This is a genomic window from Streptomyces sp. NBC_00287 (assembly GCF_036173105.1).
Taxonomy (GTDB): Bacteria; Actinomycetota; Actinomycetes; order Streptomycetales; family Streptomycetaceae; genus Streptomyces.
Genome location: NZ_CP108053.1, coordinates 489,818 through 503,806, shown reverse-complemented (window position 1 = coordinate 503,806; position 13,989 = coordinate 489,818). Strand labels below are relative to the sequence as shown.

The 13,989-nt window shown below is 69.8% G+C and carries 11 protein-coding genes; 4 read left to right on the top strand and 7 right to left on the bottom strand.

Annotation, left to right across the window (positions count from 1 at the left end; all coding sequences use genetic code 11):
- Positions 1-99: 99 nt before the first annotated feature.
- From glgB to OHT76_RS02570, 5 genes are all read right to left on the bottom strand, one after another.
- On the bottom strand, positions 100-2,310 hold the full coding sequence (glgB, locus tag OHT76_RS02590) for a 1,4-alpha-glucan branching protein GlgB (RefSeq protein WP_328869063.1): 2,211 nt from the start codon (positions 2,308-2,310) through the stop codon (positions 100-102).
- A gap of 4 nt (positions 2,311-2,314) precedes the next feature.
- Positions 2,315-3,682 (bottom strand): maltokinase N-terminal cap-like domain-containing protein, encoded by a 1,368-nt coding sequence (locus OHT76_RS02585; RefSeq protein ID WP_328869062.1) that lies wholly within the window; start codon positions 3,680-3,682, stop codon positions 2,315-2,317.
- Positions 3,683-3,722: 40 nt separating this feature from the next.
- Positions 3,723-5,456 (bottom strand): maltose alpha-D-glucosyltransferase, encoded by a 1,734-nt coding sequence (treS, locus tag OHT76_RS02580; protein WP_328869061.1) that lies wholly within the window; start codon positions 5,454-5,456, stop codon positions 3,723-3,725.
- Complete coding sequence (locus OHT76_RS02575; RefSeq protein WP_328869060.1) at positions 5,453-7,435, bottom strand: alpha-1,4-glucan--maltose-1-phosphate maltosyltransferase; 1,983 nt, start codon at positions 7,433-7,435, stop codon at positions 5,453-5,455. Before OHT76_RS02575 ends, treS begins: the two co-directional genes overlap by 4 nt.
- A gap of 74 nt (positions 7,436-7,509) precedes the next feature.
- Entirely contained in the window at positions 7,510-7,809 is a 300-nt protein-coding gene (locus OHT76_RS02570) for a DUF5133 domain-containing protein (RefSeq protein WP_328869059.1), read from the bottom strand.
- 304 nt (positions 7,810-8,113) lie between these two features.
- Here OHT76_RS02570 and OHT76_RS02565 point away from each other — a divergent pair, with 304 nt between their 5' ends.
- Both OHT76_RS02565 and glgX read left to right on the top strand, forming a co-directional pair.
- Positions 8,114-8,626 (top strand): pep a2, encoded by a 513-nt coding sequence (locus OHT76_RS02565; protein WP_328869058.1) that lies wholly within the window; start codon positions 8,114-8,116, stop codon positions 8,624-8,626.
- Entirely contained in the window at positions 8,623-10,767 is a 2,145-nt protein-coding gene (gene glgX, locus OHT76_RS02560; RefSeq protein WP_328869057.1) for a glycogen debranching protein GlgX, read from the top strand. Before OHT76_RS02565 ends, glgX begins: the two co-directional genes overlap by 4 nt.
- On the opposite strand, the gene OHT76_RS02555 is transcribed toward glgX, so the two are convergent.
- A complete protein-coding gene (locus tag OHT76_RS02555; RefSeq protein ID WP_328869056.1) occupies positions 10,764-11,561 on the bottom strand; it encodes a VOC family protein in 798 nt (265 codons plus the stop codon). The two genes, glgX and OHT76_RS02555, sit on opposite strands and share 4 nt — an antisense overlap.
- A 170-nt stretch (positions 11,562-11,731) precedes the next feature.
- Here OHT76_RS02555 and OHT76_RS02550 point away from each other — a divergent pair, with 170 nt between their 5' ends.
- Positions 11,732-12,070 carry an ANTAR domain-containing protein gene (locus OHT76_RS02550; protein WP_328869055.1) on the top strand — a complete coding sequence of 113 codons (339 nt, stop codon included), beginning with the start codon at positions 11,732-11,734 and terminating at the stop codon, positions 12,068-12,070.
- Positions 12,071-12,251: 181 nt separating this feature from the next.
- On the opposite strand, the gene OHT76_RS02545 is transcribed toward OHT76_RS02550, so the two are convergent.
- The gene (locus tag OHT76_RS02545) at positions 12,252-13,043 is read right to left on the bottom strand and encodes an RNA polymerase sigma factor SigF (protein ID WP_328869054.1); all 792 of its coding nucleotides are present in this window, start codon (positions 13,041-13,043) and stop codon (positions 12,252-12,254) included.
- A gap of 430 nt (positions 13,044-13,473) precedes the next feature.
- Between OHT76_RS02545 and OHT76_RS02540 the strand changes: the two genes are divergently transcribed.
- Entirely contained in the window at positions 13,474-13,989 is a 516-nt protein-coding gene (locus tag OHT76_RS02540; RefSeq protein WP_328869053.1) for a hypothetical protein, read from the top strand.

Sequence of the window (13,989 nt, the reverse complement as noted above, 5' to 3'; positions counted from 1 at the left end):
ACCCCTTCTGTGGCCCGATGCGAGCACGACGAGGATTTCGTCGTACGCCCCGACTGCCCGTTTCAGGGCATTCGGACACCTCGTACCGCCTTGCGGGCCTCAGAAGGGGTACGGCGTCAGCCACACCGTCGCCAGCGGAGGCAGGGTGATCCGGATCCCGTCCTCTTCCGGCTTGATCGGCCCGGGGTTCGTGACGTCGCTGCCCCCGTACTGCGCCGCGTCCGTGTTCAGGGTCTCCCCCCAGACGAGACCGCCCTCGGGGACCCAGATCCGGTAGTCCTCCCGCACGGCCGGGGAGAAGTTCGACACCGCGAGCAGGGGAGTGCCGTCGGTGGCGTACCGCAGGAAGGCGAAGACGTTGTCGTCGGCCGCGTCGCCGAGAGCCCACTGGAAGCCACCCGGGTCGGTGTCCCGCTGCCACAGCGCCGGCGTGGCGAGGTAGGCGGTATTGAGATCACGGACGAGATCGCGGACGCCCCGGTGATCGGGCTCGGCGCTGTACCCGGGGTCCAGCAGCCACCAGTCCGGCCCGTGCGGCTCGGACCACTCCGCTCCCTGGGCGAACTCCTGCCCCATGAAGAGGAGCTGTTTGCCCGGGTGTGCCCACATAAAGCCCAGGTAAGCGCGGTGATTGGCGCGTTGTTGCCACCAGTCGCCGGGCATCTTCGACACCAGCGCCTGCTTGCCGTGGACGACTTCGTCGTGGGAGATCGGCAGGACGTAGTTCTCGCTGTAGGCGTACACCATCGAGAAGGTCATCTCGTTGTGGTGGTACTTGCGGTGGATCGGCTCGTGGCTGATGTAGCCGAGCGAGTCGTGCATCCAGCCCATGTTCCACTTCAGGCCGAAACCGAGCCCGCCGCTGTCGGTGGGCCGGGTCACCCCGTCCCAGGCGGTGGACTCCTCGGCGATCGTCACCACGCCGGGCGCCCGCCGGTACACGGTGGCGTTCATCTCGCGCAGGAAGGCCACCGCGTCCAGGTCCTCCCGCCCGCCGAACACATTGGGCGTCCACTGCCCGGAGTCCCGCGAGTAGTCGAGGTAGAGCATCGAGGCGACCGCGTCCACCCGCAGCCCGTCGATGTGGAACTCCTCGCACCAGTACACGGCGTTGGCGACGAGGAAGTTGCGCACCTCGACCCGTCCGAAGTCGAACTCGTAGGTGCCCCAGTCCGGATGCTCGGCCCGCCGGTCGTCCCCGGGCTCGTAGAGCGGCTCCCCGTCGAACCGGGCCAGCGCCCAGTCGTCCTTCGGGAAGTGCGCGGGCACCCAGTCCATGATCACGCCGATGCCCGCCCGGTGGAGCGCGTCGATCAGGAACTTGAAGTCGTCGGGCGTGCCCAGCCGCGCCATGGTCGCGTAGAAGCCGGTGATCTGGTAACCCCAGGAGCCCGAGAACGGGTGGTGGGCGACCGGCATGAACTCCACATGCGTGAAGCCGAGGTCGTTGACGTAGGCCGGGAGCACCTCGGCCAGCTCACGGTAGGTCAGCCCCGGCCGCCAGGACGGCAGGTGCACCTCGTAGACCGAGAACGGCGCCACGTGCACCGGGGTGTCCCCACGGTGCGCCATCCACTGGGCGTCGCCCCACTCGTAGCGGGAGGCGTGCACGATGGACGCCGTGTCCGGCGGGATCTCCGCGTACCGCGCCATCGGGTCGGCCTTGAGGAAGCGGTGGCCGTGGCGGGAGTGGATCTCGAACTTGTACCGGGTGCCCTCGCCGACCCCGGGCAGGAACAGCTCCCACACCCCGGACGCGCCGAGGGACCGCATCGGGAACGCGGTGCCGTCCCAGTAGGTGAAGTCCGCGGCGACCCGCACCCCCTGGGCGTTCGGCGCCCACACGGTGAACCGGGTGCCGGTCACCCCCTCGTGGGTCATCGGCTCGGCCCCGAGCGCCTTCCACAGCTGCTCGTGCCGCCCCTCCCGGATCAGATGGAGATCCAGCTCCCCGAGGGCGGGCAGAAAGCGGTACGGGTCGTCGACCTCCTGCTCCCCGTCCTCGTACGACACCAACAGCGTGTACGCCGGGATCTTCTTCCTCCGCGGCAGTACGCCGGAGAAGAGGCCGTCGCCCTCGGAGACGAGCTCTCTGCGCTCGCCTTCGATCACTACGCTCACCGCGCGGGCGAACGGGCGCAGCGCCCGGAACGCGACCCCGCCCGGGACCACATGGGCGCCGAGCAGCGCGTGCGGGTCGTGGTGGGCGCCGGCCAGCAGGCGTCCGCGGTCGGTGGGGTCCAGCGGCGGAGCCGTCCCGCACCGGGCGCGGCCGGACGGCTCGGGCAGCGAGGTGTCACGCAGCGCCATGGGGTCAGCCTCCTCGTACGGCGAGACGTTCGATCGCCGCCATCGGTACGGGTAGCCAGTCCGGGCGGTGCCTGGCTTCGTAGAGCACTTCGTACACGGCCCGGTCGGTCTCGTAGGCGCGCAGCAGGCCGTGTTTCTTGCGTGGGTCCCATCCGGCGGCGGTGGCGTAGCCCGCGCAGAAGGCCTCCCGGCAGCGGCGGGCCCACTCCGGCCGCCAGGGCCGGCGCTGGCGTGCCGCGTAGTCGAAGGAGCGCAGCATCCCGGCGATGTCCCGCACGGGGGAGTGGAGGCTGCGTCGCTCGGCGAGCGGGCGGGACGGTTCGCCCTCGAAGTCGATCACGAACCACTCGCGTCCGGCCCGCAGCACCTGCCCCAGGTGCAGATCGCCGTGGATGCGCTGGGCGGGCGGGCCGGGATCGCAGGTGGTGAGCGCCCCGAAGGCGGTCCGCAGGCCCGGTACGAACTGCTGGAGGGCCGGTACGCAGTGCGCCGCGGAGTCCAGCCGCTCGGTCATCGCAGCCGCCGTAGCGGCATTCTCGTGGCGGGTCTCGAACGCGAACGCCGAAGCGAGGGCGAGGTGGACCTCCGCGGTGGCCCGGCCCAACTGGTGGGCCTCCGCCGTGAAGTCGTCACCGTGGGCGAGCGCCTGGAGCGCCAGCGTCCAGCCGTCGGTGGCGTCCCGCAGGAACGGCTGGAGCACCCCGAGGGTGGCCTCCCACGGACGAGTCGTCCGGAACCAGGCGACCGGCGCGGGAACCCGTCGGCAGCCCTGCCGGGCCAGCGCGCCCGGCACCTCCAGGTCCGGGTTGACGCCCGGCTGGATGCGCCGGAACACCTTCAGCACAAAGGCGTCGCCGTACACCAGCGAGGAGTTGGACTGCTCCGCGTCCATCAGACGCGGCGCCAGACCGGAGGGGACCGGCACCGACGAGCAGGACTCGAAGCGCAGCGGGCCCGCCGTGCCGGGGTGCCGCAGCCGGTCCAGCAGCATCTGCGCCGACCGCAGGTCCTGCAGGGCGTCGTACACCGTGAGACCCGCCAGCGGGCCCTCGTCCGCCCGCCCGATCAGGCTGCGGCCCAGCCGCGGGGAGGGGTGCTCGCGCACCCCGAGCAGCAGCTGGTAGCAGTCGCCGGCCGGGGGCGCGGTGGTGCCGCCGGGGGCGGGCACCGGGACATGGCCGGCGTGGACCAGCAGGTGCAGACAGCCCGGGAACAGCTCGGTCATGGACAACAGGGCCAGATCCGTGACCGGCCGGTCCTTGCCCGCGAACCACCGCTGCCGCGGCAGCCACTGACGCAGCAGACCGCCGAGCGAGACCATGATGTCGGCGACGGCCGGAGGGCTCGGTCTGAGGGATGCGGTCTTCGGCATGGTGACGCGTCCTTTCGTCGGCACGCTCAAGGGCACACGCTCAAGGGGCAGACGCTCGGTGTCGGCGGCCGATGCGGGAGGCGACTCGGGAGAGCCGGAACCAGTAGAAGCCGTGACCGCCCAGGGTGAGCAGGTACGGCAGTTCGCCGATGGCCGGGAAGCGGACCCCGCCGAACAGTTCGACCGGGTGCCGCCCGTCGAACTCGCGCAGATCGAGCTCGGTCGGCTGGGCGAACCGGGAGAAATTGTTCACGCACAGGACGAGATCGTCCTCGTACTCCCGCAGAAAGGCCAGCACCGCCGGGTTGGACGACTGGAGTTCGGTGAAGGAGCCGAGTCCGAAGGCGGGGTTCTGCTTACGGATCTCGATCATCCGGCGTGTCCAGTGCAGCAGCGAGGAGGGCGACGCCATGGCCGCCTCGACGTTGATGACCTGGTGACCGTAGACCGGGTCCATGATCGTGGGCAGATAGAGCCGGCCGGGGTCGGCGGTCGAGAAGCCGGCGTTGCGGTCCGGCGTCCACTGCATGGGGGTGCGGACGGCGTCGCGGTCGCCGAGCCAGATGTTGTCGCCCATGCCGATCTCGTCGCCGTAGTAGAGGATCGGCGAGCCCGGGAGGGCGAGCAGCAGGGCGGTGAAGAGTTCGATCTGGTTGCGGTCGTTGTCCAGCAGGGGTGCCAGTCGACGCCGGATGCCGATGTTGGCGCGCATGCGGGGGTCCTTGGCGTACTCCGCCCACATGTAGTCGCGTTCCTCGTCGGTGACCATTTCCAGGGTCAGCTCGTCGTGGTTGCGCAGGAAGATGCCCCACTGGCAGCCGGACGGGATGGCCGGGGTCTTGGCGAGGATTTCCGAGACGGGGTAGCGGGACTCCCTGCGCACGGCCATGAAGATCCGCGGCATGACGGGGAAGTGGAAGGCCATGTGGCATTCGTCGCCGCCGTTGCGGTAGTCGCCGAAGTAGTCGACGACGTCCTCCGGCCACTGGTTGGCCTCCGCCAGCAGCACCGTGTCCGGGTACATCGCGTCGATCTCGCGCCGGACGCGCTTGAGGAAGTCGTGCGTGGCCGGCAGGTTCTCGCAGTTCGTGTCCTCTTCGGCGTACAGATACGGCACGGCGTCCAGCCGGAACCCGTCGATACCGAGGTCGAGCCAGAAGCGGAGGGCGCCCAGGATCTCCTCCTGCACGGCCGGGTTCTCGTAGTTGAGGTCCGGTTGGTGGGAGAAGAACCGGTGGAAGAAGTACTGCTCCCGCACCGGGTCGAAGGTCCAGTTGGACGCTTCCGTGTCGACGAAGATGATCCGCGCGTCGGCGTACTGCTTGTCGTCGTCGGCCCACATGTAATAGTCGCCGTAGGGGCCGTCCGGATTCTTGCGGGACTCCTGGAACCACGGGTGCTGGTCGCTGGTGTGGTTCATGACGAAGTCGATGATGACCCGCATACCGCGCTGGTGGGCGGCGTCGACGAACTCCACGAAGTCGGCGAGGTCACCGAATTCGGGGAGTACGGCGGTGTAGTCGGAGACGTCGTAGCCGCCGTCCCGCAGCGGGGACTTGAAGAACGGGGGCAGCCACAGGCAGTCCACGCCGAGCCACTGGAGATAGTCGAGCTTGGCGGTCAGGCCTTTGAGGTCACCGACGCCGTCGCCGTTGCTGTCCTGATAGGACCGGACGAGCACCTCGTAGAAGACGGCGCTCTTGAACCAGTCGGGATGTCGGTCCTTGGCCGGGGTGTCCTCGAAGGTGTCATGGACGGGCTCGTTGACAGTCATGACGCGGTAGACCCTCCGATCTGCGGCGAGGCGGGCGAGGCCTGGACGTGGAGCACATGCGCGGGTGCCCTGCCGGGCTCGAGGCGCACATAGTTGGTCCTGCCCCACAGATAGGTCTCACCCGTCAGTTCGTCGTGCACGGACAGGGGTTCGTCCCGGTCCCGGCCGAGTTGCGGCATGTCCAACGAGATCGTCGCTTCCTGGGTGTGGTGCGGATCGAGGTTGACGACCACCAGAACCGTGTCCTGGCCCGCGCGCTTGCTGTAGGCGATCACGGCGTCGTTGTCGGTGTGGTGGAAGCGGAGATTCCTGAGGTGGTGCAGCGCGGGGTGGTCGCGCCGGACGGCGTTCAGCTTGGTGATGAGTGGAGCGATGGTTTCCGCCGTTTCCCAGTCACGCGGACGCAACTGGTACTTCTCCGAGTCCAGGTACTCTTCGCTGCCCTCCCGCACCGGGGTGTTCTCGCACAGCTCGTAGCCGCTGTAGATCCCCCAGGTCGGAGACAGCGTCGCGGCCAGCACGGCGCGCAGTTCGAAGGCGGGGCGCCCGCCCTGCTGGAGGAAGGCGTGCAGGATGTCGGGGGTGTTGGCGAAGAAGTTCGGCCGCATATAGGCCGCCGCCTCACCGGACAGCTCGCTCAGGTACTCGGTCAGCTCCTGCTTGGTGTTGCGCCAGGTGAAGTACGTGTACGACTGCTGGAAACCGATCTGCGCCAGGGTGTGCATCATCGCCGGGCGGGTGAACGCCTCGGCCAGGAAGATCACATCCGGGTCGGTGCGGTTGATCTCCGCGATCACCCGCTCCCAGAACAGCACCGGCTTGGTGTGCGGATTGTCCACCCGGAAGATCCGCACCCCGCAGGCCATCCAGTGCCGCAGCACCCGCAGCGTCTCCGCGATGAGCCCGTCCAGGTCCGCGTCGAAGGCGATGGGGTAGATGTCCTGGTACTTCTTCGGCGGGTTCTCGGCGTAGGCGATGGTGCCGTCGGGGCGGTGGTGGAACCACTCCGGATGCTTGGCCACCCAGGGATGATCGGGGGAGCACTGCAGGGCGAAGTCGAGGGCCACCTCCAGGCCCTGCGCGCGGGCCTGCTCGACGAACCAGGTGAAGTCCTCCAGGGTGCCCAGGGCCGGGTGGACGGCGTCATGCCCGCCCTCGGGGGAGCCGATCGCCCAGGGCACGCCGACATCGTCGGGGGTGGGGTCGAGGGTGTTGTTGCGGCCCTTGCGGAACGTGGTGCCGATCGGATGGATCGGCGGCAGGTACACGACGTCGAAGCCCATCGCGGCGATCGCGGGCAGCCGGCGCGCGGCCGTCCGGAAGGTGCCGTGCGGCACCTGGGCGGTGCCCTCGGAGCGGGGGAAGAACTCGTACCACGAGCCGTACAGCGCCCGTTCCCGCTCCACCAGCAGCGGCAGCGGCTCGGAAGCGGTCACGAACTCCCGCAGCGGATACCGGGACAGCACCGCGTGGACCTCGGGCCGGAAAGCGGCGGCGAGGCGGGTCACGACCGGCAGGGAGTCGTCCCTGAGGGCGACCACCGCACGCAGGAGGACCTCGCGCCGATCGGCGGGAACCCCGGCCGCCGCACGCTCGAGGAGATCCGCGCCCTCCTCCAGGACCACCCCGGTGTCGATCCCGGCGGGCACCTTGATGCGGGCGGTGTGGCGCCAGGTGGCCACCGGGTCGCTCCAGGCCTCCACATGGAACGTCCAGTGTCCCGCGGCGGTGGGCGTGACCTCGGCGCCCCAGCGGTCGGTACCCGGCGCCAGTTCACGCATCGGCGTCCACGGGCCCGGGCGGCCCTCGGGATCCCGCAGCACGACATTGGCGGCCACGGCGTCGTGCCCCTCGCGGAACACGGTCGCCGAGACGTCGAACGTCTCGCCCACGACCGCCTTCGCCGGGCGCCTGCCGCACTCCACGGCCGGCTGGACATTCCGTACCGGGATACGGCCGATGGCCGCGGTTGCCTTCATGGTCTCGCCTCCGCCGTGCTCATGGCCGGGCCCCTCAAGGGCCCGGCCGGGGATTCAAGCTGCGCCGGAAGGGTCTACCTGCCGGCCCGGGAACGCCGCTTGGCGGTCGGTGGACCCCGTCTCTTGGCGCCGCCCGGACGGGGGCGTTCGTTCTGCTCGCGCAGGTAGGTGCCGAGGTTGGTGCGCAGATAGCGCTCGGCCGCGTCCGCGGCCTCGCGCGCGCAGCGCTTGCCCATCAGCACGCACAGCGTGTAGCCCGAGTCCTCGAAAGTGGCCCGCACGGCCTGGTCGTTCGGGGACGCGAGCATGACGCGTTCCCAGGCCCGATAGCGCCCAAGCTGGCGGGCGACTTCGGCTTTGGCCGGTAGCAACATGACGCCGTTCACCTCTCGGGTTTCATGGCACGTCACCACACGGTCGGGGGTGGTCGTGCGCGCACACACGGATGCCTTACGGGCATGGAGGTCTTCACTCATGGTGCACGTGTGACGACTCAGCGTCTTGTTAGAGCTTCAACTATCCCGGATGATCCCCCGGTTGACTCCTCGTGTTGCACGAATGGCGTAGCACTCCCACCCTTGAGGTGACTCAGAAGCGATCAACGCTCACGCTTCGCGTTCGGGGCCCGTCCCGCGGGGACGGGGAAGTGCCGAGCCTCGCCGGTGAGGAGCCAACGAGATGAAGACCGCAGTGCCCTGCTACTACCACCTCGACGTGGAAGTCAGCCCGGAACGGGTCGGACAGGTCAGGCGCATCCTGGCCGCTCACCTCCGGTTCTGGGACCTGGAGAACCTCGTGGAGCCCGTGTGCGGCGGTGCCGAACTGCTGCTGACCGCCATCGATGAGCACGCGACGGACAAGAACACGTCGATCGAGATGTGGTGGAACGGCCAGCACCTCATCACGGCCATCGGGGACAACGACCGTGATCTGCGCCCGGACCAGGATCTGCGCGGCTGCCTCGAGCAGATCGCCGCGATCAGCGACGGCTGGGGGTGCTGCGCCACGGACACCGGCAGCAAGGTCATCTGGTTCTCGCAGCGGGCTCGCGCCGGCGAGCGCGTCCCGCTGGTCCCGACGGCCCCGGCGCCCAGCCTGCGCGAGGTCCTTCAGGTGCCCCGCGAGGTCCCGGCCGCCGCGCTGGCCGGCCCGGCGAGCACCCCGGACCGGGTGCTGGAGGAGGCGCGGTGACCGCGCGCAAGCACCGTGCAGGGGTGCCCGCCTGGAGCGGGCACCCCTACCCGTTGGGCGCCGCCTACGACGGACAGGGCACCAACTTCGCCCTGTTCAGCGAGGTCGCCGAGCGGGTCGAGCTGGTCCTGGTCGACGACGCCGGCAAGCACCGCGGCGTGGAGCTGACCGAGGTCGACGGATTCGTCTGGCACGGCTACCTGCCCGGCGTCGGCCCCGGCCAGCGCTACGGCTACCGGGTGCACGGCCCCTGGGCCCCGGCCCTCGGCCACCGCTGCAATCCGGCGAAGCTGCTCCTCGACCCGTACACCCAGGCGGTCGACGGGCAGATGGACAACCACGCCTCCCTCTTCGAACGCGCCCCCGACGGACCCGCCCCGGCCGACAGCGCAGGCCACACCATGCTCGGCGTGGTGACCGACCCCTACTTCGACTGGGGCGACGACCGCCCGCCCCGGCGGCCGTACGCGGACACCGTCATCTACGAGGCCCACGTACGCGGTCTGAGCCGCACCCACCCGGGCGTCCCCGCCGAGCTGCGCGGCACCTACGCCGGGCTCGCCCACCCCGCGGTCGTCGAGCATCTGACCTCGCTGGGGGTCACGGCCGTCGAGCTGATGCCCGTGCACCAGTTCGTCCAGGACGGTGTGCTGACCGACCGGGGCCTTTCGAACTACTGGGGCTACAACACGATCGGCTTCTTCGCACCGCACAACGCCTACGCCGCCCACGGCACCCGGGGCCAGCAGGTCACCGAGTTCAAGGCGATGGTGAAGGCGCTCCACGAGGCCGGTCTCGAAGTCATCCTGGACGTCGTCTACAACCACACCGCCGAGGGCAACGAGAAGGGCCCCACCCTCTCCTTCCGCGGTATCGACAACGCCTCGTACTACCGACTGGTGGACGGCGACTGGTCGCACTACTACGACACCACCGGCACCGGGAACAGCCTGCTGATGCGGCACCCTTACGTACTGCAGCTGATCATGGACTCGCTGCGGTACTGGGTCACCGAGATGCATGTCGACGGCTTCCGCTTCGACCTCGCGGCCACCCTGGCCCGCCAGTTCCACGAGGTGGACCGGCTCTCGGCGTTCTTCGACCTGATCCAGCAGGACCCGGTGATCAGCCGCGTCAAACTGATCGCCGAGCCCTGGGACGTCGGCGAGGGCGGCTACCAGGTGGGCAACTTCCCGCCGCTGTGGTCGGAGTGGAACGGTAAGTACCGCGACACGGTGCGCGACTTCTGGCGCGGCGGCGAACACACCCTGGGCGACTTCGCCTCCCGGCTGACCGGCTCCTCCGACCTGTACGAGCACAGCAGGCGCCGACCGCGCGCCAGCGTCAACTTCGTCACCGCGCACGACGGTTTCACCCTGCGCGATCTGGTCTCGTACAACGACAAGCACAACGAGGCCAACGGCGAGGGCAACCGGGACGGCGAGAGCGTCAACCGGTCCTGGAACTGCGGGGCGGAGGGCGCGACCCGTGACCCGGCCGTCCTCGAGCTGCGCGCCCGCCAGCAGCGCAACTTCCTCGCCACACTGCTGCTGTCGCAAGGCATCCCGATGCTCTGCCACGGCGATGAACTCGGCCGCACCCAGCGCGGCAACAACAACGCCTACTGCCAGGACAACGAGGTCTCCTGGATCGACTGGCGGCTGACCGAGGAGCAGCAGGCCCTCGCCGACTTCACCCGGTACGTCATCGGCCTGCGCACCGCCCACCCCGTGCTGCGCCGCCGCCGCTTCTTCCGCGGCGAGACCGTGACGCACGCGGGCCAGCCGCTGCCCGACCTGGTCTGGCTGCTGCCGGACGCCCGCGAGATGACGGAGGAGGACTGGCAGCGCTCCGACGCCCACTGCGTCGGCGTGTTCCTCAACGGCGACGCCATCGCCGAGCCCGACCGGACCGGCCGGCCGGTCGTGGACGACTCCTTCCTGCTGCTGCTCAACAGCTACTGGGAGCCGGTGGACTTCCAGCTCCCGAACGCCACCTACGGCGAGCGCTGGACCACCATGATCGACACCGCCGAGCCGCAAGCCCCCGACGAGACCGAACACAAGGCGGCCACGACCATGACGGTCACGGCCCGCAGCCTCGTCCTCCTGTCCCGCCCATCCCGGACAGCCGCCCCCTAGCGCTCCCGGCGCGACGTCACCGTGAACTGGGCGCCGTCGGAATCCCGCAGCACGGCCTCGTTGTCGGTCTTCAACAGGACGCTGCCGCCGTGCTGTTCCGCGATCCGGGCGCAGGCCGCCACGTCCGGGACCGCGAAGTGGACCTGCCAGTGCGGCCGGATGGTGGGGTCGGGGGCGGCACCGAGCGCCCCCGACACGATCCGCGCCACCACGTCGCCGCCGCTGCGCAGCACGACCTCGCCGCCCTCGTAGTGCACCTCGCAGCAGCCGGGGCGCTCCGAGGCCCAGTCCAGGACCTCGCCGTAGAAGATGGCGGCGTCGAAGGCGTCGCGGGTGTGCAGGCGGATGAAGGCCGGGGTGGAGCGGCGCCAGGTCTCCCAGTCGCCGACGAGCTCGCCCTCCCAGATGCCGAAGGTCGCGCCGTCCCGGTCGGCCAGCAGCGCCGCCCGCCCGGGTGGGAAGGAGATCGGCCCGACCGCGGCCGTACCGCCGCGCTCCTGCACCCTCGCCACGGCCTCGTCCGCGCTCGGCACGGCGAAGTACGGCGTCCACGCGACGGCCATCTGCCACATCGTCGCGACGGCGGCGATCCCGGCGACGGGCACGCCGTCGGCCAGGGCGATCCGGAAGCGCTCGCCGAGCCTGCCGGTGCGCCAGCGCCAGCCGAACAGGGCACTGTAGAACTCTTCGGTGGTCTCCAGATCCCGGCTGGTCAGGCTCACCCAGCAGGGTGCGCCGAACACGGAGTGCGTGGAGACGACGTCCCGCGTGGGGAGCTTTGTGTCGTGGTTCATGGCTGTCGCGTCCTGGTCTCGCCGGGCCGGCGGCCACCGGCGTCTCTTCCCAGTGTCCGGCCGATACCTCTGACGGCGCCTGCCGAGTACCCCGGCCGCCGCGCCGAAACAATGATGATTCCACCCTCCACCCGGTGGCATACCGCCGCCCGAGTGACGAGGATGGATGCGTGACCCGCGTACCCCAGGAGCCTGCCGACGAGACCGGCCGTATCTCCGAGCTCCAGGAGGAGGTCGAGCAGCTCAAGGAGGCTGTCGCCTCGCACGCCGTCGTGGACCAGGCGATCGGGATGATCGTGGCCCTGGGCAGGGTCTCCCCGGCCCAGGGCTGGGCGGTGCTGAAGGACGTCTCCCAGCACACCAACATCAAGCTCCGCCACGTCGCGGACCTGATCCTGATCTGGGGCCGCGACGGAGAAATGCCCCCGGAGATCCGCGCCGAGCTGGAGGACGCCCTCGACCGCTACGGCCCGACACAGATCCCGGGGGTGCCGGAGGAGGGGCCCTAGGGCCTGACCGGCGGATCATGCCGGCGTCGCGGGGTCTGGCACGCGCATCTGCGGCGTTGTCGTCAGTCGCCGACGCTCCGCGTCGACTCCCTCCTCCGCCTTGCAGCTGCACGCACCAGACCCCGCTCGGGCCCGCTGACATGCACCGTTCTCGCAGCCGGCCTGATCCGCCGGACAGGCCCTAGCGGGCCTGGGCCATCAGTTCGTCCCGCAGTTGTGCGAAGCAGCCGTTGAGCAGCCGGGAGACATGCATCTGGGAGATTCCCAGCTGCTGGGCGATGCAGCTTTGGGTCATGCCTCGGAAGAACCGCAGATAGAGGATGGTGCGTTCACGCTCGGGCAGTTTCTCCAGACAGGGTCGTACGGCCACCCGGTCGACGACGATGTCGAAGCCCGGATCGGGCCCGCCCAGCGAGTCGCCGAGGGCGTACCCGTCGGTGCCGGGCATCTCCGCCTCCAGCGACAGCGCGGAGAAGCAGTCCAGGGCCTCCATGCCGGCGCGCACCTCGGACTCGCTCAGCTCGGTGCGGTCGGCGATCTCGGCCACGGTGGGGGCGCGGCCCGGGGTCGTCTGCGACAGCTCCTTGGTCGCCTGCCGCACCCGGTTGCGCAGGTCCTGCACCCGGCGTGGCACATGCAGGGTCCACATGTGGTCGCGGAAATGCCGCTTGATCTCGCCGGTGACGGTCGGCACCGCGTACGCCTCGAAGGCGCAGCCGCGGGCCGGGTCGTAGTGGTCGACGGCCTTGACCAGGCCGAGCGCGGCCACCTGATAGAGGTCTTCCAGGGCCTCGCCGCGGCCTTTGAAGCGGACCGCGATGCGCTCCGCCATGGGCAGCCAGGCCTGGACCAGTGAGTCGCGGAGCGCCTTGCGCTCGGGCCCTGCGGGCAGCCGCGCGAGCCGTTCGAAATCGGCGGCGGTGTCGGGGGCGTCGTCGTGCGGGTGCTGCTTCGTTCTGCCGGTGACAGGCATGAAGCGCGCCTCCCTCAGCAGGTGCTGTTGGGGACAGACACCGTGGGAGACGCGGCCTCGACGCTCGCGGAGGGACATCCGGGGCACCGGCGGCCGGACTCCCACGGACGTGCCTCCTGTCCGAAGCACTGCAGAAAGAATTCCCAGCCATCCGGACCCCAAAACAATTGCCCCGATATCCCCGAATATGGTGCACATTCTGAAATCGACCGAATTCGGTGCGTGAGGGTGCCCACTGATCAAGACGGCGGACGTGATGTGCGGCACGCTCGCCCACCCGCCCGCCGGGCCGGGTGACCGATAGTGCCTGGGCAGCGCTTGATCAGCGATCAAAGGGGGTGAATGCGCTGGCCACAGCGCATTCCGCTCATTTGACAGTGCGCTGAGCGCACAGATAGGAAGCAGCTCTCTGAGGTCGAAGAGGTGCAGTGTGTGCGAGCCGAACGTGGTCGGGGACTGGCAGGAGTACGACGAGCATGCCGGTCTGCGCGTCCGCGTCCACCGTCTGGAGCAGACCGAGCCTCCGCGCGGACGTGACGACGCCGCCGAGGGGCTGACGTACTTCAGCCTGCGCGTGACGGTCGAGAACCGCGGTGAGCGGCACTACGGCATTCATCTGGAGGACGGCCAGATCGATGTGCGGATCGGCCCGGACGGGGAGAGCGCCTTCATCGACTGGCGCAACTCCCAGTTCATCGAGGGCTTCGACGTCTACCCGCTGCGCCGGGCCACCGCCGTGCTGTACGCGGCCGGTCCCGAGGCGAGCCTGACCCAGGTCGACGTCCAGATCCAGCTGCGGGTCGACGAGGAGTGGACCGAACGCCGGCTCTGGGCGGGCGGCATCGGCCTGAGCGAGGGTTCGGCCCACACCGGTGCGGGGCGGGAGTGCATCGCCCACCAGGTCAGCAATTTCCTGCGCGACCAGGCCGAAGAGGGCACCGCCTGA

What these genes read in the sequence shown, in the direction of transcription:
- OHT76_RS02555 (WP_328869056.1), bottom strand. Translation starts at nt 11,561, where the DNA reads ATGAACCACGACACAAAGCTCCCCACGCGGGACGTCGTCTCCACGCAC.
- OHT76_RS02575 (WP_328869060.1), bottom strand. Translation starts at nt 7,435, where the DNA reads ATGAAGGCAACCGCGGCCATCGGCCGTATCCCGGTACGGAATGTCCAG.
- treS (WP_328869061.1), bottom strand. Translation starts at nt 5,456, where the DNA reads ATGACTGTCAACGAGCCCGTCCATGACACCTTCGAGGACACCCCGGCC.
- OHT76_RS02545 (WP_328869054.1), bottom strand. Translation starts at nt 13,043, where the DNA reads ATGCCTGTCACCGGCAGAACGAAGCAGCACCCGCACGACGACGCCCCC.
- OHT76_RS02570 (WP_328869059.1), bottom strand. Translation starts at nt 7,809, where the DNA reads ATGTTGCTACCGGCCAAAGCCGAAGTCGCCCGCCAGCTTGGGCGCTAT.
- glgB (WP_328869063.1), bottom strand. Translation starts at nt 2,310, where the DNA reads ATGGCGCTGCGTGACACCTCGCTGCCCGAGCCGTCCGGCCGCGCCCGG.
- OHT76_RS02585 (WP_328869062.1), bottom strand. Translation starts at nt 3,682, where the DNA reads ATGCCGAAGACCGCATCCCTCAGACCGAGCCCTCCGGCCGTCGCCGAC.
- OHT76_RS02565 (WP_328869058.1), top strand. Translation starts at nt 8,114, where the DNA reads ATGAAGACCGCAGTGCCCTGCTACTACCACCTCGACGTGGAAGTCAGC.